Here is a 20,546-nt window from a genome sequence, read left to right as displayed (position 1 = left end):
ACAAGGAGGACAATTATGGAATTACGATGGACAGAAGAACAGCAGATGATGCGGAATATGGTGCGCGACTTTGCGCGGGAAGAAATCACACCATTTGTCGAGAAGATGGAAGAAGGGATTTTCCCGACTGACATTTTGAAGAAGATGGGCGAACTCGGCTTGATGGGCATCACAGTCCCTGAAGAGCACGGCGGTTCCGGAATGGATTTCACTTCATACATCACGGCGATTCATGAATTGTCGAAGGCGAGTGCAGTAGTCGGCGTCATTTTGTCGGTGCACACTTCAGTCGGGACGAACCCGATCTTGAACTTCGGCAACGAACAGCAGATCCAGAAGTATGTACCGAAGCTTGCGAGCGGCGAGTACCTCGGCGCGTTCTGTCTGACAGAACCGGCAGCAGGCTCGGATGCAGGTAGCTTGAAGACGAAGGCGGTCCGCGACGGCGACCACTACGTCTTGAACGGCTCGAAAGTATTCATCACGAACGGCGGAGAAGCGGACACGTACATCGTCTTCGCATCGACGAAGCCGGAAGCGGGATCACGTGGCATCTCAGCATTCATCGTCGAGAAAGACTACCCGGGCCTTGTAATCGGGAAAGACGAGAAGAAGATGGGGCTACACGGCTCACGCACGGTGCAACTGACGTTCGATAATATGAAAGTGCCGGCGGAAAACATGCTCGGCGAAGAAAACAAAGGGTTCTCGATCGCCATGGCGAACTTGAACACAGGACGTATCGGCATCGCAGCGCAAGCACTCGGCATTGCGGAAGCGGCATACGAATACGCAGTCGCTTACGCGAAAGAGCGTGAGCAGTTCGGCAAACCGATCGCACAGCAGCAAGGCATCGGCTTCAAGCTCGCAGATATGGCGACGCAAGTCGAAGCAGCGAAATTGCTTGTTTACCGCGCAGCGGATCTTTACGCGAACGGCAAAGACTGTAACAAAGAAGCATCGATGGCGAAGCTGTTCGCTTCCAAAGCAGCGACAGATATTTCGATCGAAGCGGTCCAAGTATATGGCGGTTACGGCTACACGAAAGACTATCCGGTCGAGCGCCTGTTCCGTGACGCGAAAGTGACGGAAATCTACGAAGGCACGAGTGAAATTCAACGAATCGTTATCAGCAAACAACTACTTAAATAATCGGAGGAATGAACAATGAACTTTCAACTATCTGAAGAACATGAAATGATCCGTAAAATGGTGCGAGACTTCGCGACGAAAGAAGTAGCCCCAACAGCTGAAGAGCGTGACGAAAACGAAACATTCGACATGGCAATTTTCGACAAGATGGCTGAGCTTGGCCTAACAGGAATCCCTTGGCCGGAAGAGTACGGCGGCATCGGTTCAGACTACTTGGCATACTGTATCGCAGTAGAAGAATTGTCACGCGTTGATGCATCTGTCGGCGTTGTCCTATCTGCCCACACTTCACTTGCAGGTTGGCCTGTATACACTTTCGGAACAGAAGAGCAGAAGAAGAAGTACCTTCGTCCGATGGCGGAAGGCAAGAAAATCGGTGCTTACGGCTTGACTGAGCCCGCAGCAGGTTCTGACGCTGGCTCGATGAAGACAACAGCGAAAGAAGACGGCGATCACTACGTATTGAACGGTTCGAAGATCTTCATCACGAACGGCGGCATCGCAGACACATATGTCGTTTTCGCAGTAACAGATCCGGAATCGAAGCATAAAGGAACGACAGCGTTCATCGTCGAGAAAGACTTCGAAGGCTTCTCGGTCGGGAAGAAAGAGAAAAAACTCGGCATCCGCTCAAGCCCGACAACAGAAATCATCTTCGATAACTGCCGCGTACCAAAAGAAAACATGCTTGGCGAGCTAGGACAAGGGTTCAAGATTGCAATGCAGACACTTGACGGCGGCCGTAACGGCATCGCAGCACAAGCTGTCGGAATCGCACAAGGCGCAATGGACGCTGCAGTAGGCTACGCGAAAGAGCGTGAGCAATTCGGTAAGCCGATCGCTGCGAACCAAGGCGTATCGTTCAAGTTGGCGGACATGGCGACACAGATCGAAGCTTCACGTCTATTGACGTACCAAGCAGCATGGCTTGAAACGAACAAATTGTCTTACAGCAAAGAGTCCGCAATGGCGAAATTGATGGCCGGCGACACAGCAATGAAAGTGACAGTCGAAGCGGTTCAAGTATTCGGCGGTTACGGCTACACGAAAGACTATCCGGTGGAACGTTACATGCGCGATGCGAAAATCACGCAAATCTATGAAGGCACGCAGGAAATCCAGCGTCTCGTCATTTCCCGGATGGTTACAAAGTAAACGGAGGGGAAGCCGATGACTCGGAAACGTGAAATACAATCCTCCGTCAAAGATGAAAGCTTGATCGAGAAGCGCCGTGCTCAAATGATCCGCGGCGCGGTCATGCTGTTCAAGGAAAAAGGGTTTCACCGTACGACTACACGCGAAATCGCGAAAGCAGCCGGTTTTTCGATCGGGACATTGTATGAATACATCCGGACGAAAGAGGATGTGCTCTATCTGGTCTGTGACTCGATCTACGACGAAGTGCATGCCCGTCTGAACCGGCTGGACAGTGAGAGCGGTTCGCTTTCAGTGTTGGCGACGGCGGTTGGTCATTATTTCATGCTGGTCGACGAAATGCAGGATGAATTTGTCGTCATGTACCAGGAATCCAAATCATTGCCGAAAGATGCACTTCGTTACGTATTGACGAAAGAGCTCGAAATGATGGCGATTTTCTCCCGACTCTTGAAAGAATGTGTTGTCAACGGAGATCTCACCATGACAGAGAGGGAAGTCGAGCTGATGTCCCATCACTTGTTCGTCCAAGGGCAAATGTGGGCGTTCCGCAGATGGGCATTGCGCGATTTCACGATCGGAGAATATATCGAGCTACAAACAAAATTTCTTTTGCAGGGGATGGCAGGGAAATCACAGTTTAAACAGGAGGTTGAATAATAAATGGCAGTAGCGAAAGAAACTCAAGTTTATAAACCGACAAACCACGTCCGTTTCGTAACCGCATCAAGCTTGTTCGACGGACACGACGCATCCATCAACATCATGCGCCGCATTTTGCAGTCAAAAGGCGTAGAAGTGATTCACCTCGGACATAACCGTTCGGTGGAAGAAGTGGTCAACGCTGCGATCCAGGAAGATGTGCAAGGAATTGCGATCTCCTCATACCAAGGCGGTCACGTGGAATACTTCAAGTACATGTACGATCTCTTGCAGGAACGCGGCGCACCGCACATCAAGATTTTCGGCGGTGGCGGCGGGGTGATCTTGCCACGTGAAATCAAGGAATTGCACGAGTACGGCATCACGGGCCTCTTCTCACCAGAAGACGGTCGCCAGAAAGGCCTGGAAGGAATGATCCAAGAAATCGTGGAGGAGAGTGACTTCTCGACGGCTTCCAAAGACGTGGAGATCGACGAACTATCAGTCGACCGTCCGGAAATTCTTGCGAACTTGATCACGACGGCTGAAGAAGCGCACACACGCGATGTCGATACAGCGCAGTTGCTCCAAACAGTACGTGCACGTTCGAAAAACACGCCGGTACTCGGGATTACAGGTACGGGTGGAGCTGGTAAGAGTTCATTGACGGACGAATTGATCCGTCGTTTCCTATCGGAGCTGCCGGACAAGAACATTGCGATCCTGTCCATCGACCCGACGAAACAGAAGACGGGTGGAGCACTGCTTGGCGACCGGATCCGGATGAACGCGATCTTCAACAAACGAGTCTTCATGCGGAGCTTGGCGACACGTGGTTCGCACTCGGAAGTTTCGGCAGCGCTTAGCGATGTCCTTGATGTCGTCAAAGCTGCAGGCTATGACTTGATCATCGTCGAGACGAGCGGGATCGGCCAAGGGGACGCGGCTATCACGAAGTTCTCGGACGTTTCGATGTACGTGATGACGAGTGAATTCGGTGCACCATCACAGCTTGAGAAAATCGATATGATCGACTTCGCTGACTTGATTGTCATTAATAAATTCGAACGAAAAGGCTCAGAAGATGCGCTTCGCCAAGTGCAGAAGCAGTATCAGCGCAGTCACTTGCTATGGGACAAAGACTTGGACGTCATGCCGGTGTACGGCACGATTGCCAGCCAGTTCAACGACAAAGGAACGAACTCACTATTCGCAGCGCTCGTTTCTACAGTCAACGAAAAGTGCGACACGGACTGGTCTACGGACTATGAGCAATTTGCGAAAACACAAAAAGAAAACATGATCATTCCGAACGACCGCCGTTTCTACTTGCGCGAAATCGCGGAAATGATCCGTGGCTACCATGCGAAATCCGCTGAGCAAGTGAAGTTTGCGCGCCGCCTGTTCCAATTGGAAGGGGCACTGGCTGCAGTTAAGGAAACTTCTCCGGAAGACGCATTGATCCAGTCGCTTGAATCTCTTGCGGAAGTGGTCCGTGAAGAGCTGACAGCAGAATCCAAGCGCATTCTTGGCAACTGGAAAGCATTGCAGGAGTCGTACTCTGGCGATGAGCTTGTGACGAAAATCCGCGACAAGGAAATTCGTACAGTGCTACGTACGGAAAGCTTGTCAGGACTGAAAATTCCACGTGTTGCATTGCCGAAATTCGAAGACTACGGCGAAATCCTTCGCTGGGTTTTCGCAGAGAACGTACCAGGTTCTTTCCCTTACACAGCAGGCGTCTTCCCGTTCAAACGGACTGGAGAAGATCCGAAGCGCCAGTTTGCGGGTGAAGGAACTCCTGAGCGCACGAACCGCCGTTTCCACTACTTGTCGAAAGACGATGATGCGAAACGTCTGTCCACTGCATTCGACTCGGTGACGCTTTACGGGGAAGACCCGGACGAGCGCCCGGACATTTACGGGAAAGTCGGCGAGTCCGGTGTGTCGATCTGTACACTGGAAGACATGAAGAAGCTGTATGACGGCTTCGATCTATGTGCACCATCGACATCCGTTTCGATGACGATCAACGGACCGGCTCCGATCATCCTTGCGATGTTCATGAACACGGCTGTCGATCAGCAAGTCAAAGTCAAAGAAGAAGAGCTGGGCCGCACATTAACGATGGAAGAATTCACGGAAGTCCGTGAAGCGACGCTGCAAGTCGTCCGTGGTACTGTGCAAGCGGACATCCTGAAAGAAGACCAAGGACAAAACACCTGTATCTTCTCGACGGAATTCGCGCTGCGCATGATGGGCGATATCCAGCAGTACTTCATCGACCAAAAAGTACGAAACTACTATTCGGTCTCCATTTCCGGCTATCACATCGCGGAAGCTGGTTCAAACCCGATTTCACAATTGGCGTTCACGCTCGCGAACGGTTTCACCTACGTGGAATACTACTTGAGCCGTGGCATGAACATCGATGACTTCGCTCCGAACTTGTCGTTCTTCTTCTCGAATGGTCTCGATCCGGAATACACGGTCATCGGTCGAGTGGCGCGCCGCATCTGGGCGATTGTCATGCGCGATAAATACGGCGCGAACGAACGCAGCCAAAAGCTGAAGTACCATATCCAGACATCAGGCCGCAGCCTGCATGCACAGGAAATCGACTTCAATGACATCCGGACAACGCTGCAAGCATTGATGGCGTTGCAGGACAACACGAACTCGCTGCACACGAACGCATACGACGAAGCGATCACGACACCGACGGAAGAATCCGTCCGCCGTGCGATGGCGATCCAGATGATCATCACGAAAGAGCACGGACTTTCGAAGAACGAAAACCCGCTGCAGGGCGCATTCATCATCGAAGAGCTGACAGAACTGGTCGAGCAGGCTGTATTGAAGGAATTCGATGCAATCAACGACCGTGGCGGCGTACTTGGTGCGATGGAAACGCAATACCAGCGCGGCAAGATCCAAGAAGAGTCGATGTTCTACGAGATGAAGAAGCATACCGGCGAATTGCCGATCATCGGGGTCAACACATACTTGAACCCGAATCCGCAGTCGGATGACGACATCAACGCGATGGAAATCGCGCGTGCAACGAAAGAAGAGAAAGAAACACAAATCCGCAATCTCCGCGCATTCCAGGAGCGCCATGATTCGGACGAAGCACTTACACGCCTGAAAGAAGTTGCAAAAACAGGCGGCAATATTTTCGCGGAATTGATGGAAACAGTGAAAGTGGCGAGTCTTGGCCAAATCACACAAGCACTTTACGAAGTGGGCGGGCAGTATCGCCGCAATATGTAAGACGGATCAAGCTGTGCTCTTAAAAGGGTAGGCTCGGTGCGGAGCGGAAAATGATGGAGGGGAAGCTGTTTCCTCCATCATTTTTTTGCTTATTCGCTGATCAGGGTCAGGAGCCGGTCGATTTAACGGTGACTGTCCGGTATAATAAACTAATAGTGACTACAAAGACGAAGGATGTGCAGAATGCCGAAATCAGCCCATTACATCATCATCATTCTTTGCATCATCCTGACGGTTTTCCTGTACAACCAAGCATTCGGCGCCGTGCCTTTCTTGATTTTGTCTTTTTACCTATTTTATTTCGGTTGGACACAAATACGGAGCAGAAAAAAGAACTCGCGCTAGCGGAGCGCATGGACTTTGTATATAATGGATAGAGTTAATGACTGTAGAAGGGATGTGCACAATTTGAACATTCGGGAATTGTCACAAGAAGAGTTGAAGGAAGAGTCGTTCGTCGACCTTGCTTTTTCACTATTGGAAGAAACACACGAAACGAAATTATTTCTAGAAATCGTCGAAGAAGTGGAGAAATTGCTCGGTTGGACACGAGAAGATTCGAAGCCGAAACTTGGACAATTTTATACAGATATGAACATCGATGGCCGTTTCCTCATCCTTGGCGAGAACCGCTGGGGCTTGCGCGAATGGTACCCGGTTGAACAGATCGAAGAAGAGTCTGCACCAACAGTGAAAGTCCGCAAGAAGAAGAAAAAAGTGGTGGAAGACGACTTCGATGACGTGGAAGAGCTGGAACTTGAAGACGAACTGCTCGAAGACGATTTTGTCGAAGAAGATGATGAAGAGGAAGACGACGAAGATGATCTTGCACCAGCTGTAAAAGCTGAGCCATTGAACTTCGACGAAGACGATGACGAAGATGAAGTGGACGTTGATGTGCTTGTAGAAGACATGGACGGCAACATTATCGATGAAGAAGACGAAGAAGAGGAAGACGACCTTAAGTAAACTGAATCTTTTTTCCCTTGACTTCCGTGGCTGTACTCGGGTAGGATTTTACTGGGCTCCGAAAAATCGGAGAGACGAAACTCACAGTTTACGCGCTCCCCCTGCAATAGCAGGCGGGGGCGCTTTTATTTTTTCATATTTAGGAGGGAAAACAATCATGACGAAGTATATTTTCGTAACAGGTGGCGTCGTTTCATCACTTGGCAAAGGCATCACTGCTGCATCACTCGGCCGCATTCTAAAAAACCGGGGCTTAAGCGTAACCATCCAGAAGTTCGACCCATATATCAACATTGACCCGGGCACAATGAGCCCGTACCAGCACGGGGAAGTATTCGTTACAGATGACGGCGCGGAAGCGGATCTGGACCTTGGCCACTACGAACGTTTCATCGATATCAACTTGAACAAATACTCGAACGTAACAACAGGGAAAGTCTACTCGACAGTCATCAAGAAAGAGCGCCGCGGCGACTATCTTGGCGGCACAGTCCAAGTTATCCCGCACATCACGAACGAAATCAAAGACCGTCTGCTGCGCGCTGCGAAAACAGCAAAAGCTGACGTTGTCATCACGGAGATCGGCGGTACAGTCGGGGATATCGAATCCTTGCCATTCCTTGAAGCCATCCGCCAAATGCGTTCGGACCTAGGTCGCGAAGATGTCATGTACATCCATTGTACACTCATCCCATTCCTTGGCGCAGCCGGTGAAATGAAAACAAAACCGACACAGCACAGTGTAAAAGAACTGCGCAGCCTCGGGATTCAGCCAAACTTGATCGTCGTGCGCACAGAGCAGCCAGTCCCACAAGACATGAAAGACAAAATCGCTTTGTTCTGCGACATCAAACCGGAAGAAGTCATCGAATCGCGTGACGTCGATGTCATTTATGAAATGCCGCTTCGTCTCCAAGAACAGCATATGGACCAGATCGTCCTAGACCACTTCGGCATCGAAGCACCGGAAGCGGACATGACGGAATGGAACGCACTGGTTGATCGCGTGAAATCCTTGTCGAAAACAGTCCGCATCGGCCTTGTCGGTAAATATGTCGAACTGCAAGATGCCTACATCTCGGTTGTCGAATCGTTGAAACATGCTGCTTTCGCACACGACGCAGAAGTGAAAGTCGAATGGATCAATGCAGAACACGTCAACGATGCCAACATCGCTGAAAAACTGCAAGGCTGTGACGGCGTCATCGTTCCAGGTGGCTTCGGAGACCGCGGCGTCGAAGGGAAAATTTCCGCGATCCGCTATGCGCGTGAAAACAACCTGCCATTCTTCGGGATTTGCCTTGGCATGCAGCTGGCTTCCGTCGAATTTGCACGCAACGTACTTGGTCTCGAAGGCGCACACTCTTCAGAGCTGAACGCCCTGACACCGTTCCCGGTCATCGATCTGTTGCCGGAACAAAAAGACGTCGAAGACCTCGGTGGCACACTGCGCCTTGGCCTGTACCCGGCAAAACTGCAAAAAGATTCAAAAGCGGACCAAGCATATGGAGAAGAATTGGTATACGAACGCCACCGTCACCGCTACGAGTTCAACAACGAATTCCGCGAGCAATTTGAAGCGGCAGGCTTCAAGTTCTCTGGCACGAGCCCGGACGGCCGTCTTGTCGAAATCATCGAGATCGAAGACCACCCATGGTTCCTGGCTTGCCAGTTCCACCCGGAATTCATCTCGCGTCCGACACGCCCGCAGCCACTATTCCGCGAGTTCATCAAAGCATCACTCGAAAACTAACCAACCGAACCGCCCTCACACCAGAAATGGTAGGGGACGGTTTTTTGATTAGGGGATTGACTAAATCAGAGTCCGGCCGACCTCCATTTCAGAGTTTCCCACGTTAGAGGCGCTGAGCCGAGCCACCTCGGCTGCTGCGCAACCTGCGGGGTCTCGTCTTAGCTTTACCCCTCCAACGTGCTCACTCTTCCATTGCGGCTCAGCTTCTTCTATAACGGTAGAGGGATAGAATGTTGGGAATCTGGGTAATCTAGGCGTATCAGCCATCGTCGCTTTCGATCAGAAGGCATCGTATAGTAGGAGTTGAGTTCAGTTTTCATGCTCGATTTGACGCCAAGTAGTAACTCACGCAGCTCAAGTAGTAACTCGACAAAAATGAATCTCTCCCACTCACTTTTCTACACCTGAAATTAGAACTCCAGCGGTCTACGCAGTCAGCCGCCCGAATATTTACCTCAACAATATCGTTAGAATGAAACACTGGTGATTATTCTCCAACAATTAACCCACACTCAATGCGTAGGAGATAGTTTGGACTGGGCGGAGGAAGAAGACGAGCGTTCCTCAGCTTGGCTTCTTCCGGGAGCCCTGTCCGAAGCGACGAAGCGAAATACTATGAGACGCCCTTTACTCACTTTCACTCACCAAATTAGAACTCAGCGGCCTACGCAGTCAGCCGCCAAGCAACTATGAAACATTGAAATTAGAAAGAAACACCGACGACAACTCACTTCCACTTCACCTACACCCAGCGAAGTGGCTGGCCTGGACATGGTGGAGGGATAAGATGAGCGGTTCTTAGCTCAGCTTATCCCGGGAACCATGTCCTTAAGCCACAAGCGTTTTCCCCATGCGGCACCCGAGTTCACTCTTCAACACGCCAACTAAGAACTCCAGCGGTCTACGCAGTCAGCCGCCCGAATATTTACCTCAACAATATCGTTAGAATGAAACACTGGTGATTATTCTCCAACAATTAACCCACACCCAAAGCGGAGGAGATGGTTTGGACTGGGCGGAGGAAGAAGACGAGCGTTCCTCAGCTTGGCTTCTTCCGGGAGCCCTGTTCGAAGCGACGCAGTGGATACTTAAGAAACACCCGGGAACCATGTCCTTAAGCCACAAGCGTTTTCCCCATGCGACACCCTCACTCCCTTTCATTTTACTTGGCTTAAACCCATCCACCGTCTACAGTGGAGACAGGAGGCGTTTTACATGAAAACCATTTTAATCGTCGACGACCGCAAAAGCATCCGCCTTCTTTTGCAGGAACTGTTCTCGGCAGAAGGTATGGAAACAGTCCTTGCAGCGAACGGCCCCGAAGCGCTGGACAAAGCCGCGGCCGCGAATCCCGATGTCATATTATTGGATATGAAAATTCCCGGAATGGACGGCATCGGGATCCTCAAGCAATTGAAAGCCAATGATCAGAAAGCCGCAGTCATCATGATGACCGCATTCGGCGAGCCCGCTCTCATCGAAGAAGCCATGGCGAATGGCGCTTCGCTCTATTTCATCAAGCCGTTCGATGCCTTCGAATTACTCGAAGCAGTCAAGGGTCTTTTGTGACCTTAACTGCGAAAGTGGCGGGGAAGGACAGATTTTGATATGATGTAAAGGAAATTCTCAACGAGATATTGAAAGAGCTGGCTGCGGATAACAAACCGTCTGCCAACACTTCTTTTTAACCTAGGAGGAAAATAGAAAATGAAATTTTTCATCGATACAGCGAACTTCGAAGAAATTAAAGAAGCACACGCATGGGGCATCCTATCAGGAGTGACAACGAACCCATCACTCGTAGCTAAAGAAAAGAACGTCTCGTTCCACGACCGCCTGAAAGAAATCGCGGCGCTTGTTGACGGATCCATCAGTGGAGAAGTTATCGCACTGGATGCAGAAGGCATGATCAAAGAAGGACGCGAATTGGCAGCACTTGCACCGAACATCACGGTGAAATTGCCGATGACACCGGACGGCTTGAAAGCTTGTTCGGTTTTGGCGAGCGAAGGCAAGAAAGTCAACGTCACATTGATCTTCAGTGCGAACCAGGCGCTTCTTGCAGCACGTGCAGGCGCATCTTACGTATCTCCATTCCTTGGTCGTCTTGATGACATTGGCCACAACGGAATTGAATTGATCGCATCGATTTCAGCAATCTTCGACATCCATGGAATCGAAACGGAAATCATTGCAGCATCGATCCGTCACCCGCAACACGTAACGGATTCTGCACTTGCGGGCGCACACATCGGGACAATGCCGATGAAAGTAATGGAGCAAATGTTCAAGCACCCGCTGACTGACAAAGGAATCGAAGCCTTCCTTGCTGACTGGGAAAAACGCTCGGTTGAAGGCTGAAAAAGGAGTAAACGCTATGGACGTATACAAAATTAAAGGCGGCAAACGACTCTCCGGTACAATCAAGGTAAACGGTGCGAAGAACAGTGCAGTTGCACTGATCCCGGCATCCATCTTGGCGAATTCACCAGTGGCAATCGAAGGCCTGCCGAACATTTCTGACGTCAATACACTGAAGAGCATTTTGGAAGAAATCGGTGGCACAGTGTCGATCGAAGACGGGACGATGCACATCGACCCGACGAACATGACAGACATGCCACTGCCGAACGGCAACGTGAAAAAGCTGCGCGCGTCCTACTATATGATGGGGGCGATGCTCGGCCGTTTTAAGCATGCAGCAATCGGCTTGCCGGGGGGCTGTTTCCTAGGGCCACGTCCGATCGACCAGCACATCAAAGGATTCGAAGCACTTGGTGCGAAAGTGACGAACGAACACGGCGCGATTTATTTGCGTGCCGATGAACTGCGCGGCGCGAAGATTTATTTGGATGTCGTCAGTGTCGGGGCTACGATTAACATCATGCTTGCAGCGGTTCTTGCAAAAGGACAGACTGTCATCGAGAACGCGGCGAAAGAGCCGGAAATCATCGATGTCGCAACGTTGCTTACGAACATGGGTGCGAAAATTAAAGGTGCGGGTACGAATGTTATCCGTATCGACGGTGTAGAGGAACTTAGCGGGACGAAGCATACTATCATTCCGGACCGCATCGAAGCGGGGACATTCATGATCATGGCAGCTGCTATCGGCGATGGTGTCACAGTCGATAACGTCATTCCTTTCCACATGGAAGCTTTAACAGCGAAACTCCGCGAAATGGGCGTCAAAGTTGAGGAAGGCGAGGAATCAATCTACATTCCACGCGCCGAAAACTTGACGGCAATTGATGTGAAAACCTTGGTTTACCCAGGTTTCCCGACCGATCTGCAGCAACCATTCTCTGTGCTTATGACACAGGCGAAAGGCTCGTCAATGATCACGGACACGATTTATTCTGCACGATTCAAGCACATCGACGAACTCCGCCGCATGAACGCGAGTGGCCGTGTCGAAGGACGTGCAGCAATCGTAACAGGACCGACACCGCTCACAGCAGCGACTGTCGTTGCTTCTGACTTGCGTGCCGGCGCTGCACTTGTCATCGCTGGACTGCTTGCGGAAGGCGAAACGGAAGTACGTGAAATTTATCACATCGAACGAGGTTACTCCCAGTTGATCGATAAATTGAACGGACTCGGCGCGGACATCCGCAGAGAGACGATTGATCCCGTCGCGAGCATCCAAGAAGCGGCAGACAACAACGCAAAGTAAAAAGAATAACAATAGATTTATAGAAGAACCTTAAGGCAGCGGAAATTTCTGCAGGTCGGCTCAGTGCTGGCTTGCGGAAGTCGAAGCTGCTTTGTATAATAAGAGGGTTTATTTTAGTAGAAAAGTTAGCGATTCAGTTGTGCTACAATAAAGTTTGTAGAAACGAATGACGAGCAGGAGGAACTGGATCATGGAACGAAGTTTATCAATGGAATTGGTGCGGATTACAGAGGCTGCTGCGATCGCTTCATCCAAATGGATGGGCCGCGGACTGAAGAATGAAGCCGATGATGCAGCAACAACTGCAATGAGAACGGTATTTGACACGATTCCAATGCGAGGTGTCGTCGTGATCGGTGAAGGCGAGCTGGACGAAGCACCGATGTTATACATCGGGGAGGAGCTCGGAACAGGTATCGGTCCGGAAGTGGACGTCGCAGTCGACCCGCTCGAAGGCACGAACATCGTCGCTGCGGGCGGCTGGAATGCACTGGCGGTCCTGGCGATTGCTGACCGTGGCAACTTGCTGCACGCACCGGATATGTTCATGGACAAAATCGCGGTCGGGCCGGAATCTGTCGGTAAAATCGACATCGACGCACCGGTCATCGACAACTTACGCGCTGTCGCAAAAGCGAAAAACAAAAACATTGAAGACGTCGTTGCGACATTGCTGGACCGCGAGCGTCACCACGACATCATTCGCCAAATCCGCGAAGCAGGCGCACGCATCAAGCTGATCACAGACGGCGACGTTGCCGGAGCGATCAACACAGCATTCGACGAAACTGGCGTCGACATCCTCTTCGGCAGAGGCGGCGCACCAGAAGGCGTCATCGCTGCAGTCGGTTTGAAATGCCTCGGAGGCGAAATCCAAGGCAGACTCGTTCCACAAAACGACGAAGAACGAAAACGCTGCCTTGACATGGGCATCGACGTCGACAAAGTCTTGAAAATGGACGACCTCGTCAAAGGAGACGACGCAATCTTCGCTGCAACGGGCGTGACAGACGGCGAATTGCTACGCGGTGTCCAACTGAAAGGCGCATTTGCAGAAAGCCATTCTTTGGTTATGCGTGCGAAATCCGGCACAGTCCGCTTTATCGAAGGGCGTCACAGTCTCCAGAAAAAGCCGAACCTGGTCATGAACGAATAATCTCTTCTCTATAACGAGTCCGGCAACTTTGTCGGGCTCCTTCTTACCCGATCTTTCCAATATCATGCAAGAAATGATCCCCGTGAAAATACTTTGAAGATAAGTTGGAGTGGTATGGATTGAATAGTACAGACAGATACTCCGTAAAATGGCTCCGCGTCTAGCGGGCTCGCGCCGAACTAAATCGTCCCCGCTTCCCTGGTCCGATTGGATTTCGACACTTCGCTAAAGCCACTAGAGTCTTCGCCATTTTACTCCATATCTTATGACTATTGAATGTGAATAATGGTAGTTAGTGTTGTCTTCCGTCGCTTTTCTGAGTAGGATGGTGGTACTTAATAGTATGGATCACCAACAACGAAGTAGAGATATGGAGTAAAAAAGCGAAGTTACATGCGGGACTAAGCGAAGCAGTGAGCGATGCAGGAGCACCGGGACGCTGTAACGAAGCTTTTTTTACGGAGTATCTCAAATACCTTATCATCACAATCCCACCCAACAAAATTTTTCCCAAATAATAAGATAAGAGTGGTGTCCAACGAATGACAACAATCACAATTTCAGCACTTGAAAACATGACGCTGAAAGACCTATACAACCTGGCCAAGGAATACAAGCTGGCCAATTACAGCAAACTGTCGAAAAAAGAACTGATCTTCGCGATCTTGAAAACACGCGCAGAACAGGAAGGCTTCTTCTTCATGGAAGGCGTCCTTGAAATCATCCAGTCGGAAGGCTTCGGCTTCTTGCGTCCGATCAACTACTCGCCGAGCTCACAGGACATCTATATTTCCGCGTCACAAATCCGCCGCTTCGACTTGAGAAACGGTGATAAAGTTTCCGGGAAAGTACGTCCACCGAAAGAGAACGAGCGTTACTTCGGCTTGCTGCAAGTGGACGCAGTGAACGGCGAAGACCCGGAAGTGGCAAAAGAGCGAGTGCATTTCCCGGCACTCACGCCATTGTATCCCGATCGCCACATCCGCCTTGAGAACGGACCAGATCAGTTGTCAGCACGCATCATGGATTTGGTTGCGCCAGTCGGCTTCGGCCAGCGAGGCATGATCGTCGCTCCGCCGAAAGCAGGGAAGACGATGCTGTTGAAGGAAATTGCGAACTCGATCACGACGAACCACCCGGAAGCGGAATTGATTGTGCTTTTGATCGACGAACGTCCGGAAGAAGTGACTGATATCGAGCGCTCAGTGAACGCGGACGTTGTTTCTTCTACGTTCGACGAAGTGCCGGAGAACCACGTGAAAGTAGCGGAGCTAGTACTCGAGCGCGCCATGCGTCTCGTCGAACATAAGCGGGACGTCGTTATTTTGATGGACTCGATCACGCGTCTGGCACGGGCGTACAACTTGGTCATTCCGCCAAGCGGCCGTACATTGTCCGGCGGGATCGACCCGGCGGCTTTCCACAGACCGAAACGGTTCTTCGGGGCAGCGCGTAACATCGAGGAAGGTGGAAGCTTGACGATTCTTGCGACTGCACTTGTCGATACGGGCTCACGGATGGACGAAGTCATTTACGAAGAGTTCAAAGGGACCGGGAACATGGAGCTTCACCTCGACCGCAGCCTGGCAGAACGCCGGATCTTCCCGGCGCTTGATATCCGCCGCTCGGGCACGCGGAAAGAAGAATTGCTCGTCTCTCCGGATCAGCTGGAGAAATTGTGGATGTTGCGTAAGACGTTCTCAGATTCCCATGACTTCGGCGAGCGCTTCTTGAAGAAAATCAAGCAGAGCAAATCGAACGAAGAGTTTTTTGAGAAGTTGAACGCTGAAATGCAGGCACACCGCAGCAACAAAAAGATGATCTAAATGCTTGAAATGCCCTATGATTTTTGTTATGATAGTTGAGTGAGATTACTAAGATCTATTGCATATATGGCCACCAGACGCCATGTAAGGCAATAGACAAAATAGATTATATAACTCTGTTCCAGATGGTTCAGGGCGGGAGGAGAAAATAACATGAAAACAGGAATTCACCCAGAATACAAAGTTGCGACAGTTACTTGCTCATGCGGGAACACTTTCGAAACAGGTTCTGTAAAAGAAAACATCAGCGTTGAGCTTTGCTCAGAGTGCCACCCATTCTACACAGGACGTCAGAAGTTCGCTTCAGCAGATGGCCGCGTAGACCGTTTCAACAAGAAATATGGCCTCAAAGAAGAAATCAACGAATAAGCAGACTTTTATGCCTGCCTTGCGCACAAACGCCAAGGCAGGTTTTTTATTGCCTGAATCATGCTTTTTTTGAGAAATCGGATGGAGGAAACGCGCTTCGCACTATCGAAGTTGCAACGAATCCTTTTTTTCTTGAAGGAAGTAATGTCTCCGGTTTTTGGGTATGATAACATAGTAGAAAGTGTTTGAAAGGGGTCTCGACCATGTACGTAATGAAACAAACCGGATGGGTGGAAGTCATCTGTGGCAGTATGTTCTCCGGCAAGTCCGAAGAATTGATCCGTCGCGTCCGCCGCTCACAATTCGCCAAACAGAAAATTGCCGTATTCAAACCGAAAATCGATGATCGCTACAGTAAAGAAGCGGTCGTCTCACATAATGGCACCACAGTCATTGCCTTACCGATCGGTCATTCCGACCAACTATGGGAATTCATCAATGACGATTTCGATGTCATCGCGATCGACGAAGCACAATTTTTCGACGGCGCCATCATCGACAATGTCCAGAAATTAGCGAATCACGGATTCCGTGTCATCGTCGCAGGACTTGACCAAGACTTCCGTGGCCGTCCATTCGGTCCAATGCCGGATCTCTTATCCATCGCTGAACAAATCACGAAACTGCAGGCCGTCTGCACCGTCTGTGGATCACCGGCAAGTCGCACGCAACGTCTCATCGACGGCAAGCCGGCTGGCGAAGAAGACCCGACCATCCTCGTCGGTGCATCGGAAGCATACGAACCACGCTGCCGCCACCACCACGAAGTACCAGCAGGCGCCACCGTGACAGAACAAATCTAAAACTGAAAGATCATACTTAGGTGAATCACTCCTCGAGAGAATCAATCTAAATACTGCCGACTATTTTTGATGCAAATGAAGATATGGAGCAAAACATTCGAGTGCCTGTGGTAATGAGCGATTTGACGAAATCCACCCGGCCTCAGGCAGTGAGGGCGGGTTAGTTCGGCATGAGCACCGCGGTACGGAAATGTTTTGCGGAATATCTGGCAAAACATCAATCCATAACAAACAAAATAGAGGTGAACCAAATGTTCGATCGATTACAGGCGGTGGAAGACCGCTACGAGCGGCTGAACGAACTCCTGAGCGATCCCGAAATCGTCCAAGATTCGAACAAGCTCCGCGAATACTCCAAAGAACAATCCGACATCCAGGAAACGGTGGATGCCTACCGTGAATACAAGGACGTCAACTCACAACTCGCTGACGCAAAACTGATGTTCGATGACAAATTGGATGCCGATATGCGCGAGATGGTCAAAGAGGAAGTGGCAGAACTTGAAAATGCGCTCGCTGCAATCGAAGAGCATCTGCACATCTTGCTCATTCCGAAAGACCCGAACGACGACAAGAACGTCATCATGGAAGTGCGCGGGGCAGCTGGAGGAGACGAAGCGGCACTATTCGCTGGAGACCTATTCCGGATGTACAGCCGTTTCGCCGAGTCCAATGGCTGGAAAGTGAAGATTATGGATTCCTCACCGACCGAGCTTGGTGGCTTCAAAGAAATTGTCTTCATGATTACCGGTAAAGGCGCCTATTCCAAACTGAAGTACGAGAACGGCGCACATCGCGTGCAGCGCGTACCGGAAACGGAATCGGGCGGACGCATCCATACGTCGACAGCGACGGTCGCTTGTTTGGCGGAGGCGGAAGAAGTCGAAGTCGAGATCTATGACCACGAAATCCGTGTCGATACGTACGCGTCTTCAGGTGCTGGAGGGCAATCGGTCAACACGACGATGTCCGCAGTCCGACTGACGCACTTGCCGACGAATACAGTCGTTACATGTCAGGATGAAAAATCACAGATCAAGAACAAGGAAAGCGCGATGAAAGTATTACGTGCCCGCGTTTATGATAAATTCCAGCAAGAAGCACGTGCAGAATACGATGCAGTCCGCAAATCTGCTGTCGGCACGGGCGACCGTTCTGAACGGATCCGTACGTACAACTTCCCCCAAAACCGCGTCACCGACCACCGCATCGGTTTGACGATTCAGAAGCTCGACCAGATTCTCCAAGGGAAAATGGGAGAAGTTGTCGAAGCGTTGATCGTGGAAGAACAATCGGAACGGATGGAGCAGCTCAATAATGGCTGACAGCAAAAAAATATTTGAGGCCCTGCGCGGGGCTTCTTCTTTTTTAGCGGAGAATGGACGAGAAGAAGCGACTGCGCGGATGCTTCTGCAGGCACAGCTTGGACTGTCGCACGCAAGTCTTCTCGCATCGATGCGTGCCCCACTCAGTCCGGAGCAGCTGCAACAGTTCGAAGAAAATGTCGAGCAGCTTGCAAAAGGTGTCCCGGTCCAGCATTTGACTGGCCAGGAAGAGTTTTACGGACGCACATTCACCATCAATCCCGATGTCCTCATTCCACGTCCTGAAACGGAAGAACTGGTGGAGCAGGCATTGTTGATGGGCAAGGCACTATTGAAGAAGGATCCAGCGATTGTCGATATCGGAACCGGGAGCGGCGCGATCGCCGTCTCGATGAAATGCGAATGGCCGGATGCACAAGTCACGGCGACCGATTTATCGGAACGCGCGCTTATGACAGCGGAGACCAATGCAAAACGTCTTGGAGCAGCGATTAAATTCCGTCAAGGGGACTTGCTCACGCCGATCAAGGACGAGAAATGGGATATGGTATTGTCCAATCCGCCTTACATCGGGCTGCACGAATCGCCGGAACTGGCAGATACCGTCCGTGATCACGAACCACATATGGCGTTGTTCGCAGAACGGGAAGGGCTTGCGCTATATGAACGGTTGGCGGAGGGATTGCCGGAAGTTATGAACAGACCTGGGCTCATCGGTCTGGAAATTGGTCATTTGCAGGGAGAAGCTGTGGAGAACTTATTGAAGAACGCTTTTCCGGACGATCGCGTTTTTATCAGACAAGATATCAACAAGCGGAACCGAATGGTTTTTTGCATTTTGCAGTAATTTTGCACAATTTACTCACAAAACAGATAAGGTCATCCACAAACTGTGGATAATTGACTGAAAATCCAAAGAAATGAGGTTTTTCGAATTGGAAACAGGTATTATTTTTGTGGATAGAAATGTGAATAAAGAAGAAACTTATGCACAGGCTGTGGATTTGTTGCGGAATGGCGAAGTTGTCGCCTTTCCGACCGAGACGGTTTACGGGCTCGGAGCCGATGCTTCGAACAGTGAAGCCGTCGCCAAAATCTTCGAAGCGAAAGGCCGTCCGTCGGATAATCCGCTGATCGTCCACGTCGATTCGAAGGAATCGGCGCTCAAGTATGTCCAGAATGTTTCATCGAAAGCCTTGCTGTGCATGGATAAGTTCTGGCCGGGTGCCCTGACACTCGTACTCGACGCGGTCCCTGGCGCATTTGCACCATCTGTAACAGCAGGGTTGGAGACAGTCGGCGTCCGCGTACCGAACCATCCTGTTGCACTGAACTTGTTGAAGCGCTGTGGATTCCCGCTTGCTGCGCCAAGTGCCAATACGAGCGGAAAGCCAAGTCCGACACTTGCAGAACACGTTTATCGGGACATGGATGAAAGAATCCGATTGATCTTAGACGGCGGAGCGACGGAAATCGGCTTGGAATCGACGGTGCTTGATTTGACGACCGATGTCCCGGTCATTCTTCGTCCGGGCAACGTGACGAAGGAGCAGCTGGAAGCGGTGCTCGGAACAGTCCATCTGCCAGCGGAAGCAGGCTCCGGTGCACCGAAATCACCGGGAATGAAGTACATGCATTACGCACCGGACGCTCCGGTTTATATGATTGAGAACAATCCGGCGCTGATCGATAAGGCGATCGCTTATATCCACTCACAAGGGAAAGAAGTCGCACTTCTCAGCGACCGCGAAGTGACGGAAGCGGACTATTCGTTCCCATTATCGGCAGAAACCCTTTACCGTTCGCTCCGTCAGTGTGATGATACGGAGGTAGACTTGATTCTTGCGGCAGTTCCTTCGGGAGAAGCGGCATTGATGAACCGGCTGGAAAAAGCGGCCGACCACAAATGGTTTAGTTGAGGAGGGAAATCGATGAAGATTCTTTTTGTATGTACGGGCAACACATGTAGAAGTCCGATGGCAGAGGCGATTTTGAAAGCTAAAAACATTCCCGGCGTTGAAGTGCAATCGACAGGTATTTTTGCGGGGGAAGCTCCGATGTCGGAACACGCAGCAGCCGTCCTGACGTCTGAAGGGATTTCGAGCGAGCATACTTCGAGACCACTTGAAGACGACTTCATCAGCTGGTCGAGCCTTGTGCTGACGATGACGGACGCGCATAAAGAGCGGCTCGTGGTCGACTATCCGGAAGCTGCTGAGAAGATTTTCACGCTGAAGGAGTTTGCGGAAGAGGAAGACGGAGACGTCCAAGACCCTTATGGCGGCGACTTACCCACATACCAACAGACGTATAGAGAATTGGACGAGCTGATCGCGAAAGTAATCGACAAGTTGTAAAGTCCATAAGAAAATATACGTAAAGACATGCAATCCGATGGCGGTTGCATGTCTTTTTGTATCGCAAGTGGTAAAATGGAGTCATAAGAA

The 20,546-nt window shown here is 50.7% G+C and carries 18 protein-coding genes; all 18 read left to right on the top strand.

Features of this window, described 5'->3' with window-relative positions; all coding sequences use genetic code 11:
- The first annotated feature begins 15 nt into the window (after positions 1-15).
- On the top strand, positions 16-1,152 hold the full coding sequence (locus GIW82_RS07330; protein WP_154749189.1) for an acyl-CoA dehydrogenase: 1,137 nt from the start codon (positions 16-18) through the stop codon (positions 1,150-1,152).
- Between the two features lie 15 nt (positions 1,153-1,167).
- A complete protein-coding gene (locus GIW82_RS07325; RefSeq protein ID WP_154749188.1) occupies positions 1,168-2,307 on the top strand; it encodes an acyl-CoA dehydrogenase in 1,140 nt (379 codons plus the stop codon).
- A gap of 15 nt (positions 2,308-2,322) precedes the next feature.
- Positions 2,323-2,967, top strand: a complete 645-nt coding sequence (locus GIW82_RS07320) for a TetR/AcrR family transcriptional regulator (protein WP_154749187.1) — start codon at positions 2,323-2,325, stop codon at positions 2,965-2,967.
- A gap of 3 nt (positions 2,968-2,970) precedes the next feature.
- Positions 2,971-6,222 carry a fused isobutyryl-CoA mutase/GTPase IcmF gene (gene icmF, locus GIW82_RS07315; protein WP_154749186.1) on the top strand — a complete coding sequence of 1,084 codons (3,252 nt, stop codon included), beginning with the start codon at positions 2,971-2,973 and terminating at the stop codon, positions 6,220-6,222.
- Positions 6,223-6,405: 183 nt separating this feature from the next.
- Positions 6,406-6,567 (top strand): hypothetical protein, encoded by a 162-nt coding sequence (locus GIW82_RS14700; protein WP_195913980.1) that lies wholly within the window; start codon positions 6,406-6,408, stop codon positions 6,565-6,567.
- 63 nt (positions 6,568-6,630) lie between these two features.
- A complete protein-coding gene (gene rpoE / locus GIW82_RS07310) occupies positions 6,631-7,191 on the top strand; it encodes a DNA-directed RNA polymerase subunit delta (protein ID WP_154749185.1) in 561 nt (186 codons plus the stop codon).
- Between the two features lie 157 nt (positions 7,192-7,348).
- Positions 7,349-8,944 (top strand): CTP synthase, encoded by a 1,596-nt coding sequence (locus GIW82_RS07305; RefSeq protein WP_154749184.1) that lies wholly within the window; start codon positions 7,349-7,351, stop codon positions 8,942-8,944.
- Positions 8,945-10,159: 1,215 nt separating this feature from the next.
- Positions 10,160-10,513 (top strand): response regulator, encoded by a 354-nt coding sequence (locus GIW82_RS07300; RefSeq protein WP_154749183.1) that lies wholly within the window; start codon positions 10,160-10,162, stop codon positions 10,511-10,513.
- 138 nt (positions 10,514-10,651) lie between these two features.
- Positions 10,652-11,305, top strand: a complete 654-nt coding sequence (fsa, locus tag GIW82_RS07295) for a fructose-6-phosphate aldolase (protein ID WP_154749182.1) — start codon at positions 10,652-10,654, stop codon at positions 11,303-11,305.
- A gap of 16 nt (positions 11,306-11,321) precedes the next feature.
- Complete coding sequence (locus GIW82_RS07290; RefSeq protein WP_154749181.1) at positions 11,322-12,620, top strand: UDP-N-acetylglucosamine 1-carboxyvinyltransferase; 1,299 nt, start codon at positions 11,322-11,324, stop codon at positions 12,618-12,620.
- A 190-nt stretch (positions 12,621-12,810) separates the two neighbouring features.
- Positions 12,811-13,776: a class II fructose-bisphosphatase gene (gene glpX / locus GIW82_RS07285; protein WP_154749180.1), complete on the top strand. Its 966-nt coding sequence runs from the start codon at positions 12,811-12,813 to the stop codon at positions 13,774-13,776.
- A 542-nt stretch (positions 13,777-14,318) separates the two neighbouring features.
- Positions 14,319-15,602 (top strand): transcription termination factor Rho, encoded by a 1,284-nt coding sequence (gene rho / locus GIW82_RS07280; protein WP_154749179.1) that lies wholly within the window; start codon positions 14,319-14,321, stop codon positions 15,600-15,602.
- Positions 15,603-15,755: 153 nt separating this feature from the next.
- On the top strand, positions 15,756-15,971 hold the full coding sequence (gene rpmE / locus GIW82_RS07275) for a 50S ribosomal protein L31 (RefSeq protein WP_154749178.1): 216 nt from the start codon (positions 15,756-15,758) through the stop codon (positions 15,969-15,971).
- A 203-nt stretch (positions 15,972-16,174) separates the two neighbouring features.
- On the top strand, positions 16,175-16,774 hold the full coding sequence (locus GIW82_RS07270; protein WP_154749177.1) for a thymidine kinase: 600 nt from the start codon (positions 16,175-16,177) through the stop codon (positions 16,772-16,774).
- Between the two features lie 251 nt (positions 16,775-17,025).
- A complete protein-coding gene (gene prfA, locus GIW82_RS07265; RefSeq protein ID WP_154749176.1) occupies positions 17,026-18,099 on the top strand; it encodes a peptide chain release factor 1 in 1,074 nt (357 codons plus the stop codon).
- On the top strand, positions 18,092-18,946 hold the full coding sequence (prmC, locus tag GIW82_RS07260; RefSeq protein WP_154749175.1) for a peptide chain release factor N(5)-glutamine methyltransferase: 855 nt from the start codon (positions 18,092-18,094) through the stop codon (positions 18,944-18,946). The genes prfA and prmC overlap by 8 nt, the downstream gene beginning before the upstream one ends.
- Before the next feature lie 88 nt (positions 18,947-19,034).
- Positions 19,035-20,018, top strand: a complete 984-nt coding sequence (locus tag GIW82_RS07255) for an L-threonylcarbamoyladenylate synthase (RefSeq protein ID WP_154749174.1) — start codon at positions 19,035-19,037, stop codon at positions 20,016-20,018.
- A 12-nt stretch (positions 20,019-20,030) separates the two neighbouring features.
- Positions 20,031-20,456 carry a low molecular weight protein arginine phosphatase gene (locus tag GIW82_RS07250; protein WP_154749173.1) on the top strand — a complete coding sequence of 142 codons (426 nt, stop codon included), beginning with the start codon at positions 20,031-20,033 and terminating at the stop codon, positions 20,454-20,456.
- Positions 20,457-20,546: the final 90 nt, after the last annotated feature.

The sequence above is a fragment of the Planomicrobium sp. YIM 101495 genome (assembly GCF_009707665.1).
Taxonomy (GTDB): Bacteria; Bacillota; Bacilli; order Bacillales_A; family Planococcaceae; genus Planococcus.
This window is presented reverse-complemented; position numbering and strand designations above follow the sequence as displayed.

Excerpts from the sequence above, each read along its gene's own strand:
- GIW82_RS07330 (WP_154749189.1), top strand. The coding sequence starts at position 16 with ATGGAATTACGATGGACAGAAGAACAGCAGATGATGCGGAATATGGTG.
- GIW82_RS07325 (WP_154749188.1), top strand. The coding sequence starts at position 1,168 with ATGAACTTTCAACTATCTGAAGAACATGAAATGATCCGTAAAATGGTG.
- GIW82_RS07320 (WP_154749187.1), top strand. The coding sequence starts at position 2,323 with ATGACTCGGAAACGTGAAATACAATCCTCCGTCAAAGATGAAAGCTTG.
- icmF (WP_154749186.1), top strand. The coding sequence starts at position 2,971 with ATGGCAGTAGCGAAAGAAACTCAAGTTTATAAACCGACAAACCACGTC.
- GIW82_RS14700 (WP_195913980.1), top strand. The coding sequence starts at position 6,406 with ATGCCGAAATCAGCCCATTACATCATCATCATTCTTTGCATCATCCTG.
- GIW82_RS07305 (WP_154749184.1), top strand. The coding sequence starts at position 7,349 with ATGACGAAGTATATTTTCGTAACAGGTGGCGTCGTTTCATCACTTGGC.
- GIW82_RS07300 (WP_154749183.1), top strand. The coding sequence starts at position 10,160 with ATGAAAACCATTTTAATCGTCGACGACCGCAAAAGCATCCGCCTTCTT.
- fsa (WP_154749182.1), top strand. The coding sequence starts at position 10,652 with ATGAAATTTTTCATCGATACAGCGAACTTCGAAGAAATTAAAGAAGCA.
- GIW82_RS07290 (WP_154749181.1), top strand. The coding sequence starts at position 11,322 with ATGGACGTATACAAAATTAAAGGCGGCAAACGACTCTCCGGTACAATC.
- glpX (WP_154749180.1), top strand. The coding sequence starts at position 12,811 with ATGGAACGAAGTTTATCAATGGAATTGGTGCGGATTACAGAGGCTGCT.
- rho (WP_154749179.1), top strand. The coding sequence starts at position 14,319 with ATGACAACAATCACAATTTCAGCACTTGAAAACATGACGCTGAAAGAC.
- rpmE (WP_154749178.1), top strand. The coding sequence starts at position 15,756 with ATGAAAACAGGAATTCACCCAGAATACAAAGTTGCGACAGTTACTTGC.
- GIW82_RS07270 (WP_154749177.1), top strand. The coding sequence starts at position 16,175 with ATGTACGTAATGAAACAAACCGGATGGGTGGAAGTCATCTGTGGCAGT.
- prfA (WP_154749176.1), top strand. The coding sequence starts at position 17,026 with ATGTTCGATCGATTACAGGCGGTGGAAGACCGCTACGAGCGGCTGAAC.
- prmC (WP_154749175.1), top strand. The coding sequence starts at position 18,092 with ATGGCTGACAGCAAAAAAATATTTGAGGCCCTGCGCGGGGCTTCTTCT.
- GIW82_RS07250 (WP_154749173.1), top strand. The coding sequence starts at position 20,031 with ATGAAGATTCTTTTTGTATGTACGGGCAACACATGTAGAAGTCCGATG.